Annotated in this window: 22 protein-coding genes, 1 tRNA gene and 1 pseudogene; 7 read left to right on the forward strand and 17 right to left on the reverse strand. The window is 70.8% G+C overall.

Going from position 1 to position 22,350, the window contains the following annotated elements:
* Positions 1–196: 196 nt before the first annotated feature.
* Positions 197–457: a 30S ribosomal protein S20 gene (rpsT, locus tag Microterr_RS06955; RefSeq protein ID WP_263798700.1), complete on the forward strand. Its 261-nt coding sequence runs from the start codon at positions 197–199 to the stop codon at positions 455–457.
* A gap of 108 nt (positions 458–565) precedes the next feature.
* Here rpsT and holA read toward each other — a convergent pair whose 3' ends face one another.
* The 5 genes from holA to pabB all read right to left on the reverse strand — a co-directional run bounded on the left by holA (position 566) and on the right by pabB (position 8,542).
* Complete coding sequence (gene holA / locus Microterr_RS06960; RefSeq protein ID WP_263798699.1) at positions 566–1,615, reverse strand: DNA polymerase III subunit delta; 1,050 nt, start codon at positions 1,613–1,615, stop codon at positions 566–568.
* A 9-nt stretch (positions 1,616–1,624) separates the two neighbouring features.
* Entirely contained in the window at positions 1,625–3,937 is a 2,313-nt protein-coding gene (locus Microterr_RS06965) for a ComEC/Rec2 family competence protein (protein ID WP_263798697.1), read from the reverse strand.
* Positions 3,934–4,542: a ComEA family DNA-binding protein gene (locus Microterr_RS06970; protein WP_263798696.1), complete on the reverse strand. Its 609-nt coding sequence runs from the start codon at positions 4,540–4,542 to the stop codon at positions 3,934–3,936. Before Microterr_RS06970 ends, Microterr_RS06965 begins: the two co-directional genes overlap by 4 nt.
* A 91-nt stretch (positions 4,543–4,633) precedes the next feature.
* Entirely contained in the window at positions 4,634–7,219 is a 2,586-nt protein-coding gene (gene leuS, locus Microterr_RS06975; RefSeq protein ID WP_263798695.1) for a leucine--tRNA ligase, read from the reverse strand.
* A gap of 51 nt (positions 7,220–7,270) precedes the next feature.
* The gene (pabB, locus tag Microterr_RS06980) at positions 7,271–8,542 is read right to left on the reverse strand and encodes an aminodeoxychorismate synthase component I (protein WP_263798694.1); all 1,272 of its coding nucleotides are present in this window, start codon (positions 8,540–8,542) and stop codon (positions 7,271–7,273) included.
* Between the two features lie 42 nt (positions 8,543–8,584).
* Here pabB and Microterr_RS06985 point away from each other — a divergent pair, with 42 nt between their 5' ends.
* The 4 genes from Microterr_RS06985 to Microterr_RS07000 are packed head-to-tail and all read left to right on the forward strand — an operon-like array spanning position 8,585 to position 12,083.
* Positions 8,585–9,268 carry a DedA family protein gene (locus Microterr_RS06985; protein ID WP_263798693.1) on the forward strand — a complete coding sequence of 228 codons (684 nt, stop codon included), beginning with the start codon at positions 8,585–8,587 and terminating at the stop codon, positions 9,266–9,268.
* 4 nt (positions 9,269–9,272) lie between these two features.
* A complete protein-coding gene (locus Microterr_RS06990) occupies positions 9,273–10,307 on the forward strand; it encodes an App1 family protein phosphatidate phosphatase (RefSeq protein WP_263798692.1) in 1,035 nt (344 codons plus the stop codon).
* A 29-nt stretch (positions 10,308–10,336) separates the two neighbouring features.
* Positions 10,337–11,053, forward strand: a complete 717-nt coding sequence (locus Microterr_RS06995; RefSeq protein WP_263798691.1) for an SOS response-associated peptidase — start codon at positions 10,337–10,339, stop codon at positions 11,051–11,053.
* Positions 11,054–11,072: 19 nt separating this feature from the next.
* Positions 11,073–12,083 (forward strand): 3-methyladenine DNA glycosylase, encoded by a 1,011-nt coding sequence (locus Microterr_RS07000; RefSeq protein WP_263798690.1) that lies wholly within the window; start codon positions 11,073–11,075, stop codon positions 12,081–12,083.
* 2 nt (positions 12,084–12,085) lie between these two features.
* Here Microterr_RS07000 and Microterr_RS07005 read toward each other — a convergent pair.
* Together Microterr_RS07005 and Microterr_RS07010 are read right to left on the reverse strand one after the other, a co-directional pair.
* Positions 12,086–13,048, reverse strand: a pseudogene (locus Microterr_RS07005) (putative zinc-binding metallopeptidase); the annotation flags it as partial.
* An 11-nt stretch (positions 13,049–13,059) separates the two neighbouring features.
* Positions 13,060–13,674 (reverse strand): TetR/AcrR family transcriptional regulator, encoded by a 615-nt coding sequence (locus Microterr_RS07010; RefSeq protein WP_263798689.1) that lies wholly within the window; start codon positions 13,672–13,674, stop codon positions 13,060–13,062.
* A 68-nt stretch (positions 13,675–13,742) separates the two neighbouring features.
* On the opposite strand from Microterr_RS07010, the gene Microterr_RS07015 reads away from it, so the two are divergent.
* The gene (locus Microterr_RS07015; RefSeq protein ID WP_263798686.1) at positions 13,743–15,020 is read left to right on the forward strand and encodes an MFS transporter; all 1,278 of its coding nucleotides are present in this window, start codon (positions 13,743–13,745) and stop codon (positions 15,018–15,020) included.
* A 60-nt stretch (positions 15,021–15,080) separates the two neighbouring features.
* Here the strand turns inward: Microterr_RS07015 and Microterr_RS07020 are convergent.
* The 10 genes from Microterr_RS07020 to rplU all read right to left on the reverse strand — a co-directional run bounded on the left by Microterr_RS07020 (position 15,081) and on the right by rplU (position 21,823).
* Positions 15,081–15,153: transfer RNA gene (locus Microterr_RS07020), tRNA-Ala, on the reverse strand.
* Positions 15,154–15,230: 77 nt separating this feature from the next.
* Positions 15,231–15,584, reverse strand: a complete 354-nt coding sequence (rsfS, locus tag Microterr_RS07025; protein WP_404810199.1) for a ribosome silencing factor — start codon at positions 15,582–15,584, stop codon at positions 15,231–15,233.
* A gap of 23 nt (positions 15,585–15,607) precedes the next feature.
* Entirely contained in the window at positions 15,608–16,684 is a 1,077-nt protein-coding gene (locus Microterr_RS07030) for a hypothetical protein (RefSeq protein ID WP_263798684.1), read from the reverse strand.
* Positions 16,681–17,277, reverse strand: a complete 597-nt coding sequence (gene nadD, locus Microterr_RS07035) for a nicotinate-nucleotide adenylyltransferase (RefSeq protein ID WP_263798683.1) — start codon at positions 17,275–17,277, stop codon at positions 16,681–16,683. Before nadD ends, Microterr_RS07030 begins: the two co-directional genes overlap by 4 nt.
* A gap of 9 nt (positions 17,278–17,286) precedes the next feature.
* Positions 17,287–17,511 carry a hypothetical protein gene (locus Microterr_RS07040; protein ID WP_263798682.1) on the reverse strand — a complete coding sequence of 75 codons (225 nt, stop codon included), beginning with the start codon at positions 17,509–17,511 and terminating at the stop codon, positions 17,287–17,289.
* A gap of 53 nt (positions 17,512–17,564) precedes the next feature.
* Positions 17,565–18,824: a glutamate-5-semialdehyde dehydrogenase gene (locus tag Microterr_RS07045; RefSeq protein WP_263798681.1), complete on the reverse strand. Its 1,260-nt coding sequence runs from the start codon at positions 18,822–18,824 to the stop codon at positions 17,565–17,567.
* A 20-nt stretch (positions 18,825–18,844) separates the two neighbouring features.
* Positions 18,845–19,645: a glutamate 5-kinase gene (gene proB, locus Microterr_RS07050; protein WP_263798680.1), complete on the reverse strand. Its 801-nt coding sequence runs from the start codon at positions 19,643–19,645 to the stop codon at positions 18,845–18,847.
* Positions 19,642–21,147 carry a GTPase ObgE gene (gene obgE, locus Microterr_RS07055; RefSeq protein ID WP_263798678.1) on the reverse strand — a complete coding sequence of 502 codons (1,506 nt, stop codon included), beginning with the start codon at positions 21,145–21,147 and terminating at the stop codon, positions 19,642–19,644. The genes proB and obgE overlap by 4 nt, the downstream gene beginning before the upstream one ends.
* A 90-nt stretch (positions 21,148–21,237) precedes the next feature.
* Positions 21,238–21,495, reverse strand: a complete 258-nt coding sequence (gene rpmA, locus Microterr_RS07060) for a 50S ribosomal protein L27 (RefSeq protein WP_263798676.1) — start codon at positions 21,493–21,495, stop codon at positions 21,238–21,240.
* Between the two features lie 19 nt (positions 21,496–21,514).
* Positions 21,515–21,823: a 50S ribosomal protein L21 gene (gene rplU / locus Microterr_RS07065; protein WP_150891668.1), complete on the reverse strand. Its 309-nt coding sequence runs from the start codon at positions 21,821–21,823 to the stop codon at positions 21,515–21,517.
* Positions 21,824–22,052: 229 nt separating this feature from the next.
* Between rplU and Microterr_RS07070 the strand changes: the two genes are divergently transcribed.
* Positions 22,053–22,328: a DUF4031 domain-containing protein gene (locus tag Microterr_RS07070; RefSeq protein ID WP_263798675.1), complete on the forward strand. Its 276-nt coding sequence runs from the start codon at positions 22,053–22,055 to the stop codon at positions 22,326–22,328.
* The last annotated feature ends 22 nt before the right edge of the window (positions 22,329–22,350 follow it).

Below are 22,350 nucleotides of genomic sequence, written 5' to 3' on the forward strand. Positions count from 1 at the left end.
GGGGTGGCGCATCCGATCATCTCTCATCCGACGCGCTCCGCCCTGCCACGACGCGCGCAGGTTGGACGGCCGTGGACCTGGTAGACTCGGTGATTGGCTTGCGTGTGGGTTCTGCCCTCACGATCTCGCCGCGCGCCGGCCCTCTCCCGTTTCGCGGCATTCCACTCGAAACCATCTACACGAAAGACGTCGACACGTGGCGAACATCAAGTCGCAGATCAAGCGCAACAAGACCAACGAGAAGGCGCGCGAGCGCAACAAGGCCGTCAAGAGCGAGCTGAAGACCCAGGTGCGCCGCACCCGTGAGGCCATCGCCTCGGGTGACAAGGCTGCTGCCGAGAAGGCCCTCGCGACCGCGTCCAAGAAGCTCGACAAGGCCGTGAGCAAGGGCGTCATCCACGAGAACCAGGCCGCGAACCGCAAGTCGGCGATCGCGAAGCAGGTCTCGGCGCTCTGACGCATCGACCGTGAGAAGAGCCCGTCCCCGTGAGGGGGCGGGCTCTTCTGCGTGCGAGGTTCGGCGGGTGACGCGGGCTCTCCTCGCGCGACGCCGGCGGCGACCGCCTCAGGCGGCGAACGGCGCGCGCGTGGCGATGATCGTGACGAGCCGTTCGAGCGCGAAGACCGGGTCGCGGGACGCGCCCTTGACCTCGGCGTCGGCGCGCGCGGCGGCCTGGATCGCGAGCCCGAGGGTCGCCTCGGTCCACCCGGACAGGTCGCGGCGTGCGCGGTCGACCTGCCAGTCCTTCATGCCGAGGCGCGCGGCCAGCGCCCCGGAGGGCTCACGGTTGCCCGCGACCCGCGCCATGGTGCGCAGCTTCGACGCGATCGCCGCGACGAGCGGCACCGGGTCGGCCCCCGAGGCCAGCGCGTGACGCAGCGCGATGAGCGACTCTCCGTAGCGGCCGGCGATGGCGGTGTCGGCGACGGTGAACGCGGAGGTCTCCACCCGGCCGCCGTAGTAGCGGCCGACGACCTGTTCCGTCACGTCGCCGTCGACGTCGGCGATGAGCTGCTGGCACGCGGCGGCGAGCTCGGTGAGGTCGTCGTTGAACGCCGACACCAGCGCACGAAGTGCGGGAGGAGCGATGCGCTTGCGCGCGGAGGTGAACTCGCCGGCGGCGAAGTCGTAGCGGTCGGAGTCGCGCTTGATCGCGGGGCAGGCGATCTCGATGCCGCCGCCCTGCCCCGAGCGGATGGCGTCGAGGAGCTTCTTGCCGCGCACACTGGCGCCGGTGTGGCGCAGGACGACCGTGGCGCCCTCCTGGGGCTGTTCGAGGTACCCGAGCGCCTCGGCGAGGAACGCGTCGGAGCACTTCTCCACTCCGCTGACGCGCACGAGACGGGGCTCACCGAACAGCGAGGGCGACGACACGCCCAGCAGCGATCCGGGGGCGTAGTCGTCTGCGCGCAGATCGCTCACCTCAAGGCTGGGATCCTCGGCGCGCAGGTACTCCCGCAGGCCGGCGGTGGCGCGCTCGGCGCAGACCTCTTCCGGACCGGAGATCAGCACGACCGGTGCGGGCCGCGGCTCACGCCAGGGCACCTGCGGGATGGCCGATCGGGCGGCGGACGCGCCCCGCGCCGCGGGGGTTCTGCGGGAGCCGGTCGCCATGCCTCCAGCCTACCCAGCGGCACCGACGCGCTCGCGCCATACGCGGAGCTCGTCGTCGGCGGTCCAGACGGCCACCACCCCCTCGATGTCGGTCCGCGCGACCGTCGCGCCGAGGGCCTCCAGTACGTCCAGGGTCTCGTCGCGCGGATGGCCGTAGTCGTTGTCGACGCCCACCGTGACCAGTGCGACGGACGGGGCGGCCAGGTCGTAGAGGCCCGGGTCCTGGTCGGCGCTGCCGTGATGCGCGACCTTCACCACCGCGTACGGCGGGGCCAGTGCACCGGAGCGGGCGAGAGCGCGCTGCGGCGCCGCGGACAGGTCGCCGAGGAGGAGCGACGAGGGGATGCCGCCGCCCCGCACATCGATGACGACGCTCGCGTCGTTGCCTCCGGTGTACACGGCGCTGTCGGATGGCGGCCACACAGCCCGCCACCGTGCGCCGCCGAGGGTCCCGCTGAGGCCGACGCCCGCGGTCGTCGCCGTGGCCCCCGCATCCGCCAGTCGCCGGATCAGCGCGACCGCCTCCGCGTCGTCCACCGGCCCGTGGAGCACGCGGGAGACCCGGCCGATGACCGCGTCCACTCCCCCGATGTGGTCCAGGTCGAAATGCGTGAGCACGAGCAGGTCGAGGTGCCCGATCCCGGCCCGCGCGAGGCACTGCGCCAGCGCGTCGGGCTCCGGCCCGGTGTCGACCAGCGCGGTCGCTCCCGCGCTCCTCAGCAGCACGGCGTCGCCCTGGCCGACGTCGCACGCCAGCACGGTCCAGTCGGCCGGCAGCGTCCAGCCGCCCGCGACGCCGCCGAGCGCGGCGGTTCCGGCGCCGACCCCCAGGCTCGCCGCGAGAACGGCGGCGGCGGTGGCCTGCAGCATCCCCCCGCGCCGTCGCGCGGCGATCACCAGCCCGATCGCCGCGCCGACGGCCGCGAGCAGGACCGCGCCCACCGCACCGTCGACCCAGGCGAGCTGACCGGCCGGCAGCGCGTCGAAGGTCTCGGCCACCCCGGCCACCCACGCCGCCGGCAGCCACGCGAGGGCTGCGAGACCGCTCTGGAGCACCGGCAGCGGGCCGGCCAGGCAGGCAGCGAGTCCGACGATGGTCGCGACCGGAGCGGCGGGGGCGGCGAGGAGATTGGCCAGCACACCGTACACGGGCACCGTCGGGGCGATCAGCACCAGCAGCGGGCCGCACGCGAGCTGCGCGCTCAGGGGCACCGCGATCGCGAGCGCGAGGGGCCGTCGCATCCACCGGGCGAGGCCCGCGGCCAGCGGCCGGGCGCACAGCAGCAGCGCGCCGGTGGCCGCGGCGGACAGCGCGAAGCCGAGCGAGGTCGAGAGCCACGGGTCGGTGACCAGGAGCACGGCGACGGCGAGGCAGAGGATGCTGGTGCCCGCGGCCGGGCGCCCGAGCGTCACGCCGAGCATGGCGATCGAGGCCATCGCCGCCGCACGGACGACGCTCGGCTCAGGGGTGACCAGGACGACGAAGCCGGCGAGCGCGGCGAGGGCCGCCGCGGCGCGCAGCCCCCGGCGCAGCCCTGCGAGCGCTGCCGCGGCGAAGGCGATGCCGACGACGAGTGCGCAGTTCGCGCCGGACACGGCGGTCAGGTGCGACAGCGAGGTGCGCTTCATGGCCTCGTCGAGCTGCACGCCGACAGCCGCGGTGTCGCCCACCGCGAGGCCGGGCACCAGCCCGGCGGCGGGGGCGGAGAGTCCGGAGACGGCGCGCTGCAGCCCGCGGCGCAGTGCGGACGCCGCCGCCGGCACGCCGGTGGGCGGCGCCACGACCTCCACCCCGCGCGCGGCATCGACCACGACCACCGCGCGATCCCCGGCGTAGCCGGCGAACGCCGTGCCGTGCGCGCGGACGATGGCGCCCACATCGAGTGCGCCGGGATCGTCCACTTCGTGCCGGCTGACCTGGATGACGACATCCACGGCGATCGGGCTCTCTCGTTCGCCGACCCTCAGCATGACGGCCCGCGCATCGAACGCCAGCCGCTCGCCGTCGCGGGGCTCGATCTTCCCGACCACCTGCGCCTGCACGGTGATCGCACGTCCTGCCCCGATCTCGCCGAGGGCGTCCGCGGTGCGATCCGGCTGTGCGAGGGCGACGTGGGATGCGGCGGTGGCCGCCAGCGCGCACGCGAACAGCCCGACGAGGACGACGGGGCGCGGTGTGCGCACGCAGAGTGCCCCGAGCACCGCTGCGCTGGCCCACAGACCCAGCGCGAGCGGCGCAGCGGTCGCCGGCATGAGGGTCGCCAGGGCGGCCACCGCCCACACGGCGAGAGCCACGGGCAGCAGCCGCAGCCGGCGGATCATGTCGTGACCAGGTCACGCAGCGACTCGAGCATCTTCTCGCCGATGCCGGGGACGGCGAGCAGGTCTTCCACGCTCGTGAACCCGCCGTTCTGCTCGCGCCAGTCGACGATGCGCTGCGCGAGCGCCGGGCCGATGCGGGGCAGGGTGTCCAGCGCGGCGATGTCGGCGGTGTTCAGGTCGACGAGTCCTGATCCGGGTGCCGCGGACGGGGGAAGCTCCGCTGCCTCGGCGGCCTCAGCCTGCGTCGGCACCGGCAGCTGCTCGCCGTCCGCAAGCACTCTGGCGAGGTTGACCGCATCCGTCGCGGCGTCGTCGGTGAACCCGCCCGCCGCTGCGACGGCGTCGACGACGCGGGCGCCCGGCGACAGGGCGTACAGCCCTGGCCGGCGGACCGCCCCCGAGACGTGCACGTAGAGCGCGGAGGGAGACGGGGCTGCCGCGCTGGCCGGAACGTCGAGGGTGACCGCCTCGACGGGGGCCGTGGCCGTGCGGAGGATGCCGATCACGACGGTGATCGCGAGGGCCAGGATCGCGACCCCGATCGCCGCTCCCACGCCGAGCCGCGTGCGCGCGGACGCGCGGACAGGCTCCTCGGACGGGGTCACTCCGTCACGCTAGGCGCGCGTGTCGGGCCCCTGTCGGCGCGCCGGGCGACCCGTGGACCGGGTCACCGCGGCGGCGCGCTGGGGAGGAGCGTCAGCGCGTGCTGAAGCTGACCACCTTCGGTGCGCGCACGATGGCGCGCACGATCTGCTTGTCCCCGAGGGAGCGCAGCACACGCTCGTCGGCGCGCGCGGCGGCCTCGAGCTCGTCACTCGAGATGCGGGCGGGAACCTCGAGCGTCGCACGGACCTTGCCGTCGATCTGCACGACGGCGGTGACCGAATCCTCCACGAGGAGGGTCGGATCCGCCTGCCGCCATGTGGCGAGGCCGACGAACGGCTCGTAGCCGAGCATCTCCCACATCTCCTCCGCGGTGTGCGGGGCGAACAGGTCGAGGATCATCGCCGTCGCCTCCGCCGCCTCGCGGACCGCGGGGTCGGCGGGGCCGGCACCGGTGTCGATGACCTTGCGGGTGGCGTTCACCAGCTCCATCAGGCGGGCGACGACGACGTTGAACTTCGTCTGCTCGACGAGACCGGGGGCGTCGGCCAGCAGGCGGTGCGTCACGCGGCGCAGCGCCGTGTCGCCCTCGGCCCAGACGACGTCGGGGGCACTCGACACGTCGTGGGCGACGCGCCACGCCCGCGCGAGGAACTTCTGCGCGCCGGTGGTGGAGACGTCCTCCCAGTTGATGTCGTCCTCGACCGGGCCGGCGAACGCGATCGCGACGCGCACCGCATCCGCACCGGGGTCGACCATGCTCGCGGCGAACTCGACCAGATTGCCCTTGCTCTTGGACATCTTCGAGCCCGACAGCAGCACCATGCCCTGGTTGATCAGGCTCGAGAACGGCTCGGTGAAGTCGACCAGGCCCATGTCGAACAGCACCTTCGTCAGGAACCGCGCGTACAGGAGGTGGAGGATCGCGTGCTCCACGCCGCCGATGTAGCTGTCGACGGGCGCCCAGCGGTGCGCCTCCTCCACGGGGAAGGCGTGGTCGGTGGCGTTCGGCGACAGGAAGCGGAGGAAGTACCACGAGCTGTCGACGAACGTGTCCATGGTGTCGGGGTCGCGCAGGGCGGCCTCGCCCGTCTCCGGGTCGACCGTCTGCATCCATTCGGCCGCGCCGCCGAGCGGCGACGTGCCCTTCGGCGTGAGGTCGAGGCCCTTCACGTCCGGCAGGGTGAGCGGCAGCTGGTCGCCGGGAACCGGGACGATGCGCCCGTCCTCCGTGTGGATCATCGGGATGGGGGTGCCCCAGAAGCGCTGACGCGAGATGAGCCAGTCGCGGAGGCGGTACGACTTCGCGGCGCGGCCGGAGCCGGAACGCTCGAGTTCCTCGATCATGCGCGCGACGGCGTTGCGCTTGTTGAGGCCGTCCAGGGTGCCCGAGTTGATCAGACGCCCCTCGCCGGTGAGCGCGACGCCGGTGACCGCCGGGTCGAGGTCGGCCAGGGTCGAACCGTCGAACCCTGGATCGATCGGGTCGCCGTTGTCGTCGAGCTCGATGACGGGGATGGAGCCGGTGACCGGCGCGGTCGTGTCGACGACGACCTTGACCGGCAGGTCGAAGGCGCGGGCGAAGTCGAGGTCGCGCTGGTCGTGGGCGGGAACGGCCATGACGGCCCCGTGACCGTAGTCGGCCAGGACGTAGTCGGCGGCCCACACCGGCAGTCGCTCGCCGTTGACCGGGTTGACGGCGTACCGCTCCAGGAACACGCCGGTCTTGGGCCGGTCGGTGGCCTGACGCTCGATCTCGGACTCCTTGCCGACGCGGTCCAGGTAGTCCTGGAAGCGCATCCGGACATCCGCCGATGCGCCCGCCGCGAGCTCCGCCGCCAGGTCGCTCTCGGGCGCCACGACGAAGAAGGTCGCACCGTGGAGGGTGTCGGGGCGCGTGGAGAAGACGGTGACCTTCTCGTCGCGGCCTTCGATGGTGAAGTCGATGTCTGCGCCGATCGAGCGGCCGATCCAGTTCCGCTGCATGCGGATCACCTTCGACGGCCAGAAGCCCTCGAGCTGATTCAGGTCGTCCAGCAGGCGGTCGGCGTACTGGGTGATCTTGAAGTACCACTGGGTGAGCTTCTTCTTCACCACCTCGGTGCCGCACCGCTCGCAGCGGCCGTCGACGACCTGCTCGTTCGCGAGGACGGTCTGGTCGTGGGGGCACCAGTTGACCGGGCTCTCCTTGCGGTACGCCAGGTCGCGCTCGTACAGCCGCTGGAACAGCCACTGGTTCCAGTGGTAGTACTCCGGGTCGCTCGTGTGCAGGATGCGCGACCAGTCGTAGGACGAGCCGTACTCGCGGAAGCTCTTCTTGTGCTGCTCGATGTTCGCGTAGGTCCACGCACGCGGATCCGCGCCGCGCTGGATGGCGGCGTTCTCCGCGGGGAGGCCGAACGAGTCCCAGCCGATCGGGTTGAGCACGTTGTACCCGCGGTGCCGCCAGAAGCGGGCCACGATGTCGACGTAGGCGTAGCTCTCCGCGTGGCCCATGTGCAGGTCGCCGGAGGGGTACGGGAACATGCCGAGCACGTACTTGCGCGGCCGGGTGTCGTCGTGGCCGCCTGCGCGGAACGGGTCGGCCTCCGACCAGCGCGCCTGCCACTTCTGCTGGATCGCGTACGCGTCGAAGCCCTCGCCGGGCACGGCGGAGTCGGTGGGGGGTGTGTTGCTCACGGGAACGGGTACCAATCTGAAGATCCGAGGCGCACGTGGCGCACGTCCAGGTTACCGGACGCCCGCTGCCCAGCCGGGGGGAAGCGCGGCGCCCGCGGCGGCGAGCGGCGCCCGCGCCTTGAGCGCCACCTCGTCGACCTCCGCGGCAGGGTCGGACAGCCACGTGATGCCGCCGCCTGCGCCTACGTACGCGCCGTCCTCGTGCGCGACGATCGAGCGGATCACCATCGCCAGGTCGAGCGCGCCGTCGTCGGACACCCACCCGAAGCACCCCGAGTACACCCCGCGGGGGGCGCCCTCGAGCCCCTGCACGATCGACATGGCCGAGATCTTCGGGGCGCCGGTCATACTCCCCGCCGGGAAGGTCGCGTCGATCAGGTCGCCCACGGTGGTGTCCGGCCGCAGGCGCCCGGAGACCGTGCTGACCAGCTGGTGCACGGCAGGGTATGTCTCCACGGCCAGCAGCGCGTCGACGCCCACCGAACCGGGCTCGCACACGCGGGAGAGGTCGTTGCGCATGAGATCGACGATCATGACGTTCTCGGCCCGCTCCTTGACGCTGCCGACGAGATCCTCGACCTGCGCGGCATCGTCGGCGCTGTCGACGCCGCGGGGCCGGGTGCCCTTGATGGGGCTCGTCCGCACGATCCCGGACTCGACCTGCAGGAACCGCTCAGGGCTGGCGCTGATCAGGGCCGTGTCCCCCGCGACGATCAGACCGCCGTGATGGGCGGGCGTCGCCCGGCGGAGCCGCAGGTAGGTCTCCACGGGGTCGATCCCGCCGTCGATCGCGAACCGCGTGGTCAGGCAGAGCTGGTAGGCGTCCCCCGCGCGGATCGCCGCGCGGCACTCCTGCACCATCGCCGCGTACCGCTCAGGCGAATGACGCGCGACGGCGGTGGCCTGCTCGGGCGCGGAGCCTGGTTCGCGTGGCGCGGTCGGGAGCGCCGCGAGAGCGCGGAGCAGGGATGCTGCCGCCCTCGCGGGTGCCAGGAGCCACACCCGTCGGCGGACATGGTCGAACGACAGCATCCAGTCGACGCGCAGCCACAGATCCGCATCCGGCTCGTATCCGAACCAGCCCACGCGGCCGGATCGGAAGGGACCGGACTCGGGGGCGTCGCCGTCGCCGGCGCAGGGCACAGCGCGCACCGGCGCTGAGTCGCTCTCCCGGGACCCCGTGCCCAGCCAGCTCCAGCCGGTCGTCGCATCGGGGCCGGCGTCCAGCCAGAACGCGCCGGCGTCCGACGCGGCCGCCAGGGCGAACGCGCGCGCCGGATCGATCCAGCCGTCGGCCGGCACGGCGACGAACGGCTCGGACATACTCCCAGGCTACGGGCCGCCCGCTCCCCCTAGGCTCATGGCGTGAACGAGTTCCTCACGTGGCTGCTCGATGCCGTGCAGAGCATCGACCCGGTGCTGAGGACCGTGCTCGCGGCGACGGCCATGATGCTCGAGACGAGCGTGCTCATCGGACTCGTGGTGCCGGGTGACACCATCGTCATCATCGCGGGCACCGCCGTCGCCTCCCTCGCGGAAGGGGTGATCCTCGCCCTGGCGGTGGTCGTCGGCGCGCTGGTCGGCGAGAGCATCGGCTTCTGGCTGGGCAGGGTGCTCGGCCCCGCGCTGCGCCGGTCGGCGCTCGGGCGGCGCATCGGCGAGCAGAACTGGCGGCGCGCAGAGCGGTACCTGCGGCGCCGGGGCGGTCCGGCGATCTTCCTGTCCCGCTTCCTGCCCGTCTTGCACTCCATCGTGCCGCTCACGGTCGGGATGAGCGGCTTCTCCTACCGCCGGTTCCTCGCGTGGACGATCCCGGCGTGCGTGCTCTGGTCGGGCGTGTACGTCACCGTGGCCGCCGCGGCGGCCGGGACGTATCGCGAGCTCGCCGACCAGCTGCACGCGGCGGGCTACCTCCTCGTCGCCGTCTTCGTCGCCTTCGCCCTGCTGGTCTTCATCGCCAAGAAGGTCATCGAGCGGGTCGAGCGACGCCACTTCGAGGGTGCCGACGATCCGGACGCAGAGAACACGGAGCAAGGCGTGGGAGACTGAGAGGATGCCCGGCTCCTCCGCTCCTGTGCCCACCAAGGTGCTGTGGCTGGCCCGTCTCGAACGCCGCGTGCATGCCTGGCGGGAACGCCGGGCTCGCGCGCGCGGTCAGGTGCCGACCGTGATGCCCTTCCCCGGCTATGCCGGTGAGGACTGGGTGCGGGTCCTCGGCCGCGTGCTGATCGTCCCGCCGGTGAAGCAGCGTCGCTCCGGCGAATACGCCAGCGTGCGCGGCTGGCGCAGTTTCGCGTCGGTGCCGATCGGCTTCGCCTCGGTCACCGTCACCGTCGCCGGGCACGACCACCAGGTCGTCGCCGATCGCGGCGGCGTGGTCGACACGGTGCTTCCCGGGCGCCTCGAGCCGGGCTGGCAGTCCATCTCGATGTCGGTCGAGGGCGGCGAGAGCGTCGAGGCGAAGGTCTTCGTCGTCGCCTCTGACGTGCGCTTCGGGATCATCTCCGACATCGACGACACCGTCATGGTCACCGCCCTGCCGCGGCCGTTCATCGCGGCCTGGAACTCGTTCGTGGTGGACGAGCACGCCCGACAGCCCGTCGCCGGCATGGCGGTCCTCCTCGAGCGGATCGCCCGCGAGCACGCCGGTGCCCCTGTGGTGTACCTGTCGACGGGCGCATGGAACGTCGCTCCCACGCTGCTGCGCTTCCTGCGCAGGCACCTCTTCCCGCCGGGGGCGATGCTCCTCACCGACTGGGGTCCCACGCACGATCGCTGGTTCCGCAGCGGCAAGGATCACAAGAGCACGAATCTGCGCCGGCTCGCAGCAGAGTTCCCCGACGTCACGTGGCTTCTCCTCGGCGATGACGGGCAGCACGACGACGAGCTGTACACGACCTTCACGAGCGAGCATCCGGCCAACGTGGCGGGCGTCGCGATCCGTCGCCTCTCCCCCGCTGAGGCCGTGCTCGCCGGTGGCCGCACCGCGGTCAACGACCACTCCGCAGCCTCCGTGCCGTGGGTGACGGGCCCGGACGGCGCGGCACTCCTCGAGCGACTCGAGGAGATCGGGCTGATCGAGCGCTGACGTCGGAGCCCGCGCGTAGGCTGACAGCCATGTGCGGACGATTCGTCGTGGCTGATGTCGGCTCCCAGCTGGTCGGCGTGCTGCGCGCAGACCTGGTCGCCGACGATCTGCCCGCCCCCTCGTACAACGTGGCCCCGACCGACCGCGCGGCGATCGTCATCGACTCGGCGAAGACCGACCCTCCCACGCGGCGGATCGAATCGGCGCGCTGGGGGCTCGTCCCGGCGTGGGCGAAGGATCCTTCGGTCGGCTCACGCGCGTTCAACGCCCGGGCGGAAGAACTCGAGTCGAAGCCGATGTTCCGCAAGGCCTTCGAGAAGCGTCGTGCCGTCGTCCCGGTCTCGGGCTACTACGAGTGGAAGACGCTCGACAAGCAGAAGACGCCGCACTACATCCATCCCGCTGACGGCGAGCCGCTGTTCCTCGCCGGCCTCTACGAATGGTGGAAGAACGCGGGTGCCGCCGACGACGATCCCGACCGCTGGCTGCTGAGCTTCACGATCCTCACCCGTGACGCCATCGGGCACCTCGGGTCGATCCACGACCGCATGCCCCTGTTCGTCGATGCCGACCACGCCGATGCGTGGCTCGACCCGTCGACCGACAACGTCCGAGATGTGCTCGACGCGGCGATCGACGCGGCCCCTGTCGTCGCAGAGACCCTCGCCGACCATGTCGTCTCGAAGGCGGTCGGCAACGTCCGCAACAACTCCCCCGCGCTCATCGAGGCCGTCGACGAGGAGTGAGCCCGCGTAGGCTCGGAGCATGACCGTCCTGGCCGACCGCACCGCTGTGGTGCTCGAGCGCACCCGGTGGGAGCAGCGCGAGCAGGCACATCAGGTGCGCGCAGACGAGCTCACCGCCGCGCACCGTGCACGCGCGTCGCGGGGCGAGAAGCATCCGGTCGACGACTTCCTGTTCACGTACTACTCGTACAAGCCGGCGATCCTGCGCCGCTGGCATCCGGGCGCGGGCGTCGAGCTGGCCGATGCGGCCGACTCGCCGCGCGCACAGTGGCGCTGGTACACGGCGGGGACGGCCGGCGGCAGCATCCGGGTCGATGCCGAGCGGTTCGCCGCGGAGAAGTCGCAGCTCGCCGCGCTGTGCGAGCGGATGCTGCGGCTGACCGCCCCAGGGCAGTTCGGCTGCTTCGGGCTGCACGAGTGGGCGATGGTCTACCGCGCACCCGAGCACCGGCACGCGGTTCCGCTGCGGCTGGGGCGCGCGGGCACCGACGATGTCGTCGAGGCGCACGAGCTGCGCTGCACCCACATCGACGCGTTCCGGTTCTTCACCGACGACGCGGTGCCGCGCAACCGCTTCGCGCCCACGCGCGAGGCGCAGCCGGTGCTGGACCAGCCGGGGTGCCTGCACGCGGGAATGGACGTCTACAAGTGGGCGGTGAAGCTCGGCCCGATCGTTCCCGGTGAGCTGCTGCTCGACGCCTTCGAGCTCGCCCGCGACATCCGCGCCGTCGACATGGCCGCCTCCCCGTACGACCTGGCCGAGTGGGACGTGGAGCCCATCCGCATCGAGACAGCCGAGGGCAAGGCGGACTACGTGCGGCGCCAGCGCGGCTTCGCCGAGCGTGGCACGGCGCTCCGCGGCGCGATCCTCGACGCGTGGCAGGGCGGAAGCCTGATCGCTCAGGCGGTCTCGGCCTCGAGCGCGAAGGCCGCGGCGAACTGCTCCTCGGCACTGAGCGGCGCGCGGGTGACGAGGTCGTGCACGAAGCCGAGCTTGACGCGCACCGGCGGCACGATCTCGAACGGGTAGAGGTCGCCCTGCCCCATCGACCGGTTGATGCGGTTGAACGCCTGCGACATCCACTCCCAGTCGCTCAGCAGCTGCTGCACCGACTGGTTCTCGTACGACTCGCGCGGCTGCACGTCGGTGTCGCGCAGGTTGGTGACGGCGGCGTCCAGACGGATGCCGATCGCCGCGGCGGTCTGCAGGGTGCCGGTGATGTGCAGGTAGTGGGCGAACGTCTCGGCGAAGTCCTCCCAGGGATGCATCGTGGCGTACTCGGAGATGAAGGCCGTCCGCCAGTCCGCGGGTGCGCCGAGCGAGTAGTGCCGCTTGATCGCGTCGCGGTAGCTCGCCCGCTCGTCGCCGAACAGCTCCCGGCACCGAGTCCACGAGGCGTCGTCCGTGAGGAGCACGGTCTGGTAGTAGTGGCCGACCTCGTGGCGCAGGTGGCCGAGGACGGTCCGGTAGGGCTCGCCGAGGCGCACGCGCAGGGCTTCGCGCCGGTCGTCGAGACTCTCCGCGAGGTCGAGGGTGATGATGCCGTTGGCATGCCCGATCATCACGGGCGACCCGGTGGACAGGCTCGAGATCAGATCGAACCCGAGTCCGCCGCGCTGCCGGTTCCAGGGGACGATGGGCAGACCCAGGTCTCCCAGCTGGAGCAGCAGGCGCCGCTTCGCCTCCTCGACGCTCGCGAGCTTCTCCATGGCCACCGTGTCGTCGGCAGGGGGCTGCGTGCGCGTGAGGCGGCACGAGAAGCACCGGCCCGCCGGCGCGTCCTCCCGGACCAGCCAGTTGCACGACCATTCGCGCTGCGAGCAGGGATACCAGCGCATCCCGTCGATCTCCACGCGCCCGGCGTGCAGGCCGTAGAACTGCCGCGAGACGATGTGGAATCCGAGCTCGGCCGTGCAGTGATCGCAGACGAGTGCGTCGAGGAAAACGAAATGCCGGCAGGAGGGGCAACGCGGCTGTGCAGTCACGCTCCCCACCGTAGTGCCGTTCAGCCGGCCGCTTCCGCCAGTCGAGTCTCGATCGGCGCCCAGCCGCCCTCGAGGATGGCGAACCCGGCATCGAGTTCGGCGCGCTGGTCTTCGCTCTCGGCGACGAGCGTCTGCATCTGCAGGACGAACCTGGCGTACACGCGGATCTCAGCCGTGGGTCCGGCAAGCCCGAGTTCGTCGGCGATGGTGCTCGCCAGGGCATCCTCGTGCCGCAGCCACATCTTCGTCGCGTAATCGCGAAGGGCCGGAGTCTCCTTGAGGAACGTCATGAACGTGCGCGCGACGTCATCGCCGTGCTCCGCGAGGTTCATGCCGATCTCGGCGAGGTAGAAGTCGTACAGAGCGCGGTTGATCGTCGTGCCGGAAGGCCGGTCGCGCACCGCGGCGACGAGCCGATCCCGCTGCTCGTCGTCTTCGTCGAAGACGAGTGCTTCCTTCTGGGCGAAGTGCGCGAACACCGTGGTCGGCGAGACGTCGGCGGCATCGGCGATCTCGCGGATGCTCACATTGTCGAATCCGCGCTCGAGGAAGAGCTGTGTCGCGACGTCGGAGATCGCCTTCCGAGTGGCGGCCTTCTTGCGCTCGCGGCGTCCTGGAGGCTGCGTTGTCGACATGACCCCACTATACCGAACCTGGTCCAATCCTGAATTGACACTAAAACTGGTCTCGATACACTTATGGCATGACTTCACTCAATCCATCCCACTCGACCCGCGTCCGCAGACGCGCCTGGGTCATGCTCGTCGTGCTGACGATGCTCACCGTCATCGGCATGACGGTCGTTCTCCCCGTCCTCCCCTTCCTGGTTCTCCGGTACGTCGGCAACGAGAACGACCTGGCGATCTGGGTCGGCGTCCTCGAGGCCATCAACGGACTCTGCGCCTTCCTCGTGGCTCCCTTCCTCGGTCGCCTCTCGGATCGCTTCGGACGCCGGCCGGTCATCATCGTCGCTGCCTTCGGCGCGGCTTTCGCGATGACCCTGTTCGGCCTCGGAGGCGCGATCTGGGTGCTCGTGCTCGCCCGCGCCATCCAGGGTGTGACCGCAGGTGATCTCCCTGCACTGTTCGCCTACCTCGCCGACATCACACCGCCCGAAGAGCGCGCCAAGCGCTTCGGCATCCTCGGCGCGCTCTCCGGCATCGGAATGATGATCGGCCCCGCGGTAGGTGGACTGCTGGCAGGGGTGAGCCTTCAGCTTCCCGTCTTCATCACCGCCGGGATCTCCCTCCTCGTCGCGGTCCTGAGCATCTTCCTGCTCCCCGAGAGCCTCACGCCCGAGAACCGCATCCCCACGATCTCCATGCGCGACGTGCAGCCGTTCTCCGTCTTCAAGGACGCGTTCGGCCGCAAGGAGCTGCGCGGACTGCTGATCGGCTGCGGCCTGCTCGCGCTGTCGTTCGGATTCTTCGTGAACAACTTCAGCGTCCTCGCGCTCGACTCCATCAACTGGGGTCCTACGGAGATCGGGCTGATGACGGCATCCATCGGCATCATCGACATCCTCATCCAGGGCGTGCTGCTGGGCATCCTGCTCCCCCGCATCGGCGAGCGCGGCGTCATCATCAGTGGGATCGTCGGACAGACCATCGGCCTGGTCGCGTTGGCCCTGGTCGCGTCGATCATCGCCCAACCGTGGGTGTTCATCGTCGGCGCACTCATGCTCGCTGCAGGGCAGGGTGCTGCGCAGGCGGCGATGGACGGAGCCATGTCCAACGCTGTCGGCGACGACGAGCAGGGCTGGCTCGGTGGGGCAACCCAGTCGCTCAGTGCGGCGATGTCGACCGTCGCACCGCTGATCGCTGCCGCGCTCTACGCCACGGTCAGCCACGCTGCGCCCTACTGGCTCGGTGCGGCGATCATGGTCGTCGCCGCGATCATCGTCTCTCGAGCGCACATCGCGAATACGGCGAAGGGTGCGGTCGAGGTGGGTCGGGTGGAACTCGTGGATGCGATGAGCTGACCGCTCTGCCCACGCATGCTCCAGGAACACAAAAACCCCCGGGCAACCGGGGGTGTTTTGTGGACCTGAGGGGACTCGAACCCCTGACCCCCTGCATGCCATGCAGGTGCGCTACCAGCTGCGCCACAGGCCCTCACGCTGCACCCGCCTGCGCGGGACAACTCCACTAGATTACTACATCCCGGAGCGTGCTCCGAACCACCGCGAGGGTCAATCGACCGACGGGGCGCCCGTCGGGAGGTCGATCGGGACGACGGGGCAGTCCTTCCACAGGCGCTCGAGCCCGTAGTACATCCGCTCCTGCTCGTGGAAGACGTGCACGACGAGGTCGCCGAAGTCCAGCAGCACCCAGCGGGCCTCCTGCCGGCCCTCGCGGCGGATGCGCTTGTGCCCGTTCTCGAGCAGCTGGTCTTCGATCTCATCGGCGATCGCCGCCACGTTGCGCTCGTTGCGGCCGGTGATCAGCAGGAAGATGTCGACCAGCGGCAGCGGCTCCGACACGTCGAGCGCGACGAGGTCCTCTCCGCCCTTCGCATCCGCCGCGATCGCGGCGATCTGCAGCATGTCGCGCGACTGCGCGGTGGCGGTCACTGGAACACCCCCGTGACGATGGCGACGATCAGCACGCCGACGAGGGCGACGGCCAGCACACCGGCGGTGATCGCGAGCGTCAGCATGAGCTTGCTCCCCTTCTCGGGGGCGGGCGGCTGGATGATCTCGCCTGCGCTCTTCACGGTGCTGATCGCGGCGCTGGCGGCGATCGGCGTCGGCGACGAGTGCGCGGGCAGCTCGCCGTCCACGAGGACCGCATCGACCTCCTTGCCGTCGGCCGTGCCGTGCGCGTGACCCGTGGATCCGAGGCCCTCGGGCAGGTTGAGCGTCCCCGTGATGAGGATCTCGCCCGTGGCGGTCACCGGCGCCACGATGGACGCGCCGGCACCGGCCGGGGTCTGCGAGAGGATGAGCGCGTTGGTCGCGGCCATGGAGCCGGTCGCCGACCGCGCGAGCAGCTGATCGAACGAGGGCGGCAGGTCGACGGAGGCCGGCTCGCCGGCCAGCAGCTCGGCACCCAGCTCGGGGTGCACGAGCGGACGGTCGACGACCTCCTCCTGCGCCTCGGGCTCGGGTGCGGACTCCTCGACGAGTTCCTCGGCCGCGGCCGGCTCCTCGTCCGCTTCGAGTTCTGCCTGCGCGGGCTCAGCCTCCTCAGGCGACGTCTCGTCGACCTCCGCCTCGAGGATCTCCGAGGAATCGGTGTCGGTCTCTGACGAGGTCTCGGTCTCAGACGCGGTCTCGGTCTCAGACGAGGTCTCGGGCTCGGACTCGGGCGCGGCGAACTGTGCCGTGTGCGCGGCGGCCACCTCGGGAGTGATGACCGGCACCGAGGCGGTGCGGATCTTTTCCTGCTGACGTGCCTGACGACGGGTCAGCGGCGAGATGCCGAGGTCGACGGCCTCGTCGGGGACGGGTGCGGGGGGCAGCTCGACCGGCTCGGCGGCGCGCGCCAGCGGGGCGGGCGGCGGATTCTCCGGGGTCGCTGCGGGCTCGTCGGGGGCAGCTCCGCCGTCGTCTGGGGAGATGACGGGAACCGCGCCGGTCTGGCGCAGCTCACGCAGCTGCTTTCGGGTCAGCGGAGGGTTATCCGGCTGATCGGGTGTGCTCATGCCTTGCTCCGATAGAGGTGGTGCTTCGCAATGTATTGGACAACCCCGTCGGGTACGAGGTACCACACCGGGTGACCGCGACGGACTCGGTCACGGCAGTCCGTCGATGAGATCGCCAGGGCGGGGATCTCGAGTTGGCTGACATCGTCAGTGGGCAGCCCGTCCGTGTTCAGCACGTGGCCGGGCCGCGACACTGCGACGAAGTGCGCCAGGTCCCACAGTTCATCATGGTCGCGCCAGCTGAGAATCTGCGCGACGGCGTCCGCGCCGCTGATGAAGAACAGGTCGGCGTCGGGTCGCTGCGACTTCAGATCACGCAGCGTGTCGATCGTGTAGGTCGGCCCGGTGCGGTCGATGTCGACCCGGCTGACGGTGAAGCGGGGATTGGATGCTGTCGCGATCACGGTCATCAGGTAGCGGTGCTCGCCGAGCGAGACCTTCTCCTTCTGCCAGGGCTGGCCGGTCGGCACGAACACGACCTCGTCGAGGTCGAACGACTCGGCGACCTCACTCGCCGCCACGAGGTGACCGTGGTGGATGGGGTCGAACGTCCCACCCATGACCCCGATCCTGGGGGCTCGCGCAGCCGTCATTCAGGCGGCCTAGTGGCCGTGCCCCGCCTGCTGAACGTCGTTGGCGTGCGCGCGTGCGTACGCCTCGGCCTTGTGTGCGTGGCGGTTGGCGACGTTGCGGTAGGACGCGGTCACCAGCGCGAGGACGCCGAAGACGGTGAGGGCCACGAGGCCGTAGCCCACGGTCTCGAGCGCGACGTTGCCGTGGTGCTCGGCTTCCTCAACGGCAAGGGCGAGAAGCGGGGCGAAAGTCATGCGTGCTCCGATCGGGTCTGCGCCGGACCCGGCGCGTTGTCCAGTTTAGGGCGTCAGACGCGCACTTGCCCGGAACCCCGCGCCAGCCACTTCGTGCTGGTGAGCTCCGGCAGGCCCATCGGACCGCGTGCGTGCAGCTTCTGCGTCGAGATGCCGACCTCGGCGCCGAAGCCGAACTCGGCGCCGTCGGTGAAGCGCGTGGACGCGTTGGCCATCACCACGGCCGAGTCGACCTCGGCCAGGAAGCGCTCGGCGGCGGCGTCGTCCTGGGTGATGATCGACTCGGTGTGGTGGGTCGAGTACTGGCGGATGTGCTCGAGTGCCTCGTCGAGATCGTCCACGACCCGCATCGACAGCTCGAGGCTGAGGTGCTCGGTGGCCCAGTCCGCGTCGGTCGCGGGGACGATCCCGCTTGCGAGGGCGGCGACGGCGGCATCACCGTGCACCGTGACGCCCCGCTCCTGCAGGGCGCCGACGACGGGGCCGACCAGGCGCTCGGCGGCGTCCCTGTGCACCAGGACGGTCTCGACCGCATTGCAGACGCTCGGCCGCTGCACCTTCGCGTTGACGACGATCTCGCGGGCCCACTCGAGCGGTGCGGTGGCGTCGAGCAGGATGTGCACGACGCCGGCGCCCGTCTCGATGACCGGAACCGAGGACTCGGTCACCACCGTCTCGATCAGCTGCGCACTGCCACGGGGCACGAGGACGTCGACGATGCCGCGGGCCTGCATCAGCTCGCGGGCCCCCTCCCGGCCGAACTCGTCGACCGTCTGGATGGCCTCGGGATCAATGCCCTCCGCGGCGAGGGCCGCGCGCATCACGGCGATGAGGGCCGCGTTCGTCTTCTCCGCCGCCGTTCCCCCGCGCAGCACGACCGCGTTCCCCGAGCGCAGCGCGAGCGCGGCGATGTCGACGGTGACGTTCGGGCGGGCCTCGTAGATCGACCCGACCACGCCGAACGGCACGCTGACCTTCGTGAGCTCGACCCCGTTCGCCAGCGTGCGGCGATCGAGGACCCGTCCCACCGGATCGGGCAGCTCGGCGACGTCGCGCACCGCGGCGGCCAGTGCCGAGACACGGGTCGCATCCAGCCGGAGGCGGTCCTGCAGGCCGATCGAGAGACCGGACTCGGCGCCGCGGGCCAGATCCTCCGCGTTGGCCGCGACGATGTCGTCGGTCGCGGCCTCGATCGCGTCCGCGATCGCCTGCAGCGCGGTGCTCTTGGCCCGGTCGCTCAGCAGCCCGACCGATCGTGCGGCGCTCTGCGCCCGCAGCATCCGATCGCGTGCGGAGAGCACAGTCGTGGTCATCGGACCAGTCTAGCGACGGCTCAGGCGTGCGATCCGGCCGCGGGATTCGGCGCGAACCAGGTGCCGATGTCGGCGCCGGCCAGCGCCTCGGCGACCAGGTCCGCGCTCGTGACGAGGACGCCGATGCCGGATGCTGCGGCCAGCCGCGCGGCTGAGACCTTGGTCGCCGCTCCCCCTGTGCCGACGCTGTTGACCACGACGGAGCCGAACTCGAACCCGTCGAGGCTGTCGTCGTGCGCGACCAGCGGGATCGGGGCGGCACCGGGCTCGTCCGGCGGGCGCGTGTACAGCGACTCGATGTCGCTGAGGAGCACCAGGGCGTCCGCACTGATGAGCTGCGCGACGAGTGCGGCGAGCCGATCGTTGTCGCCGAAGCGGATCTCGTGCGTCGCCACCGTGTCGTTCTCGTTCACGATCGGCAGGATGCGCAGCCCGAGCAGGCGCTCCATCGCGCGCTGGGCGTTCGAGCGGTGCGTGGGGTTCTCGAGGTCTCCCGCGGTCAGCAGCACCTGTCCTGCGACGATCCGGTAGGAGCGCAGCGCCTCCTGGTAGCGGTAGATGAGCACGTTCTGCCCGACCGCGGCCGCCGCCTGCTGCGTGGCCAGGTCGTGCGGGCGCGAGTCGAGCGCGAGGAACGGCATGCCCGTGGCGATGGCGCCGGAGGACACCAGCACGACCTCGGTGCCGCGGCCGTGCGCCTGCGCGAGTGCCTCGACGAGGGGCCCGATCTTGGCGGCGTTCTCACCGCTGATGGACGACGAGCCGACCTTCACGACCACCCGGCGAGCGGTGGCCAGTGCGGCGCGGTCCACCGCCGTCACTCGTCGTCCACCTGATCGCTGAGCGTGGCCAGGCGCTCGGACTCGAGCTCGGCGCGTGCTTCCGCCTTCGCGTCCATGCGCTCGTGGTAGCGCTCGCGGCGCTGCGAGGTGGTGCGACGCGGGTTCATGTCCAGTCGCGGGTCGGTGCCGCGAGGCGCGGTCATCAGCTCGGCCGCGGAGGTCATCGTGGGGTGCCAGTCGAAGATGATGCCGTCGCCCTCGCCGATCACGACGGTGGCGCCGGGCGTGGCGCCTGCGCGGAACAGCTCCGTCTCGACGCCCAGCTTCTCGAGGCGATCGGCGAGATAGCCGACGGCCTCCTCGTTCTGGAAGTCGGTCTGCTGCACCCACCGCAGCGGCTTGGCGCCGAGCACGCGGAAGATGTCGCCGTAGGTCCCACCCTCGACGCGGATGCTGAAATCGCGCTCCGAGCCCCGCGGGCGGATCACGATGCGCTCGGCCGCCGGCTTCGCGGCTTCCGCGACGCGGTGCGCGGCGACGATGTCGCCGAGTGCGAAGGTGAGCTGGCGCAGGCCCTCGTGACTGACCGTGGAGATCTCGAACACGCGGAAGCCGCGGGCCTCGAGGTCGGGACGCACGAGCTCGGCGAGATCCTTCGCCTCCGGCACGTCGAGCTTGTTGAGCGCGACCAGCTGCGGGCGTTCGAGCAGGGGGACCTGACCCTCGGGCACCGGGTAGGCGGCCAGCTCGGCGAGGATGACCTCGAGATCGCTCAGCGGGTCGCGTCCCGGTTCCAGCGTCGCGCAGTCCAGCACGTGCACGAGGGCGGTGCAGCGCTCGACATGACGGAGGAACTCCAGACCGAGGCCCTTGCCTTCGCTGGCGCCCTCGATCAGCCCTGGCACGTCCGCGACGGTGAAGCGGAGGTCGCCAGCCTGGACGACGCCCAGGTTCGGGTGCAGTGTGGTGAACGGGTAGTCGGCGATCTTGGGCCGTGCGGCGGAGATCGCGGCGACGAGGCTGGATTTGCCCGCAGACGGGAAGCCCACCAGGGCCACATCGGCGACGGTCTTGAGTTCGAGCTGGACGTCGCCGGTCCAGCCGGGCGTGCCGAGCAGGGCGAATCCGGGCGCCTTGCGCTTCGGGTTGGCGAGCGTCGCGTTGCCGAGTCCGCCGATGCCGCCGGGCGCGACGACGAAACGCATGCCGGGCTCGATCATGTCGACCAGGGTGGTGCCGTCGGCGTCCTTCACCAGCGTGCCGACGGGCACGGGCAGCTCGAGATCCTCGCCGACCGCGCCGGAGCGGTGGTCGCCCATGCCGAAGCCGCCGTTGCCTGCAGAGCGGTGCGGTGAGTGGTGGTAGGACAGCAGCGTCGTCACGTTCGGGTCTGCGACCAGGATGATGTCGCCGCCGTTGCCCCCGTTGGCGCCGTCGGGGCCGGCCAGCGGCTTGAACTTCTCGCGCTTGACCGACACGCAGCCGTTGCCGCCCTTGCCTGCGGCCAGGTGCAGTGTCACTCGGTCGACGAACGTGACCATGCGCTCCCCCTCACGGTAGATCCTGGATATGTGCGTGGAGGGGGCGAGCCGAAGCCCGCCCCCTCCACGAGAATTCTGTCTGCGTTGCGACTACTGCGCGGCCGCCACGATGTTGACGACCTTGCGGCCGCCCTTCGTGCCGAACTCGACAGCGCCCGCCTCGAGAGCGAACAGCGTGTCGTCGCCACCGCGGCCGACGTTGGCGCCGGGGTGGAAGTGCGTGCCGCGCTGGCGGACGATGATCTCGCCGGCGAGGACCTGCTGACCGCCGAAGCGCTTCACGCCGAGGCGCTGAGCGTTGGAGTCACGACCGTTACGGGTGGAGCTTGCGCCCTTTTTGTGTGCCATCTCTGCGTCTCCTGTGGCTTTACTTGATGCCGGTGACCTTGACGCGCGTGAGGTCCTGGCGGTGGCCCTGGCGCTTCTTGTAGCCGGTCTTGTTCTTGAACTTCTGGATCACGATCTTGGGGCCGCGCTCTTCGCCGAGCACCTCAGCGGTGACGGTGACCTTCGCGAGCTTGTCGGCGTCGGTCGTGACCGCGTCGCCATCCACGAAGAGGACGGCGGGCAGCTCGAGCGTCTCGCCGACCTTCGCCTTCTGACGGTCGAGGACGACGATCGTGCCGACCTCCACCTTCTCCTGCCGGCCGCCGGCGCGCACTACTGCGTAGACCACTTCACACCTGTTTCATCTGGGAGCGCACCGCTCCGTTGTCTGGAAAGACTTGTCTGGGTTGACCCAAAGAGAGTCAGGTGCGGAACCACAGCTCTCGACTGGTCGCCGTCGCACGACGACACGTCACGCACCAAGGGTCCACTTTACCCGATGCGAGGGGTACCACGCAAAAGCAGGCGGGTCGTGTCGCCTGTGCGTTCGCCGTGTGCCCTCACCTAGGATCGGCCGCGTGGCGATTCTCATCGACGATCCACGCTGGCCGGCGCACGGCCGGCTGTGGGCGCACCTGATCAGCGATGCCTCGCTGGAGGAGCTGCACGCGTTCGCCGACGCCAACGAGATCCCGCGACGCGGATTCGACCGCGACCACTACGACGTCCCGGCCGAGGCGCATGCCCGACTGGTCGCCGCGGGCGCCCGTCACGTCGACGGACACGCCCTGGTGCGCGCCCTCATCGCCTCAGGTCTGCGGATCACGGCGCGCCAGCGCCGTGGCCTGTCCTGAGCTTGTCGAAGGGCGCGCCAGC

The sequence above is a fragment of the Microbacterium terricola genome, assembly GCF_027943945.1.
GTDB lineage: Bacteria > Actinomycetota > Actinomycetes > Actinomycetales > Microbacteriaceae > Microbacterium > Microbacterium terricola.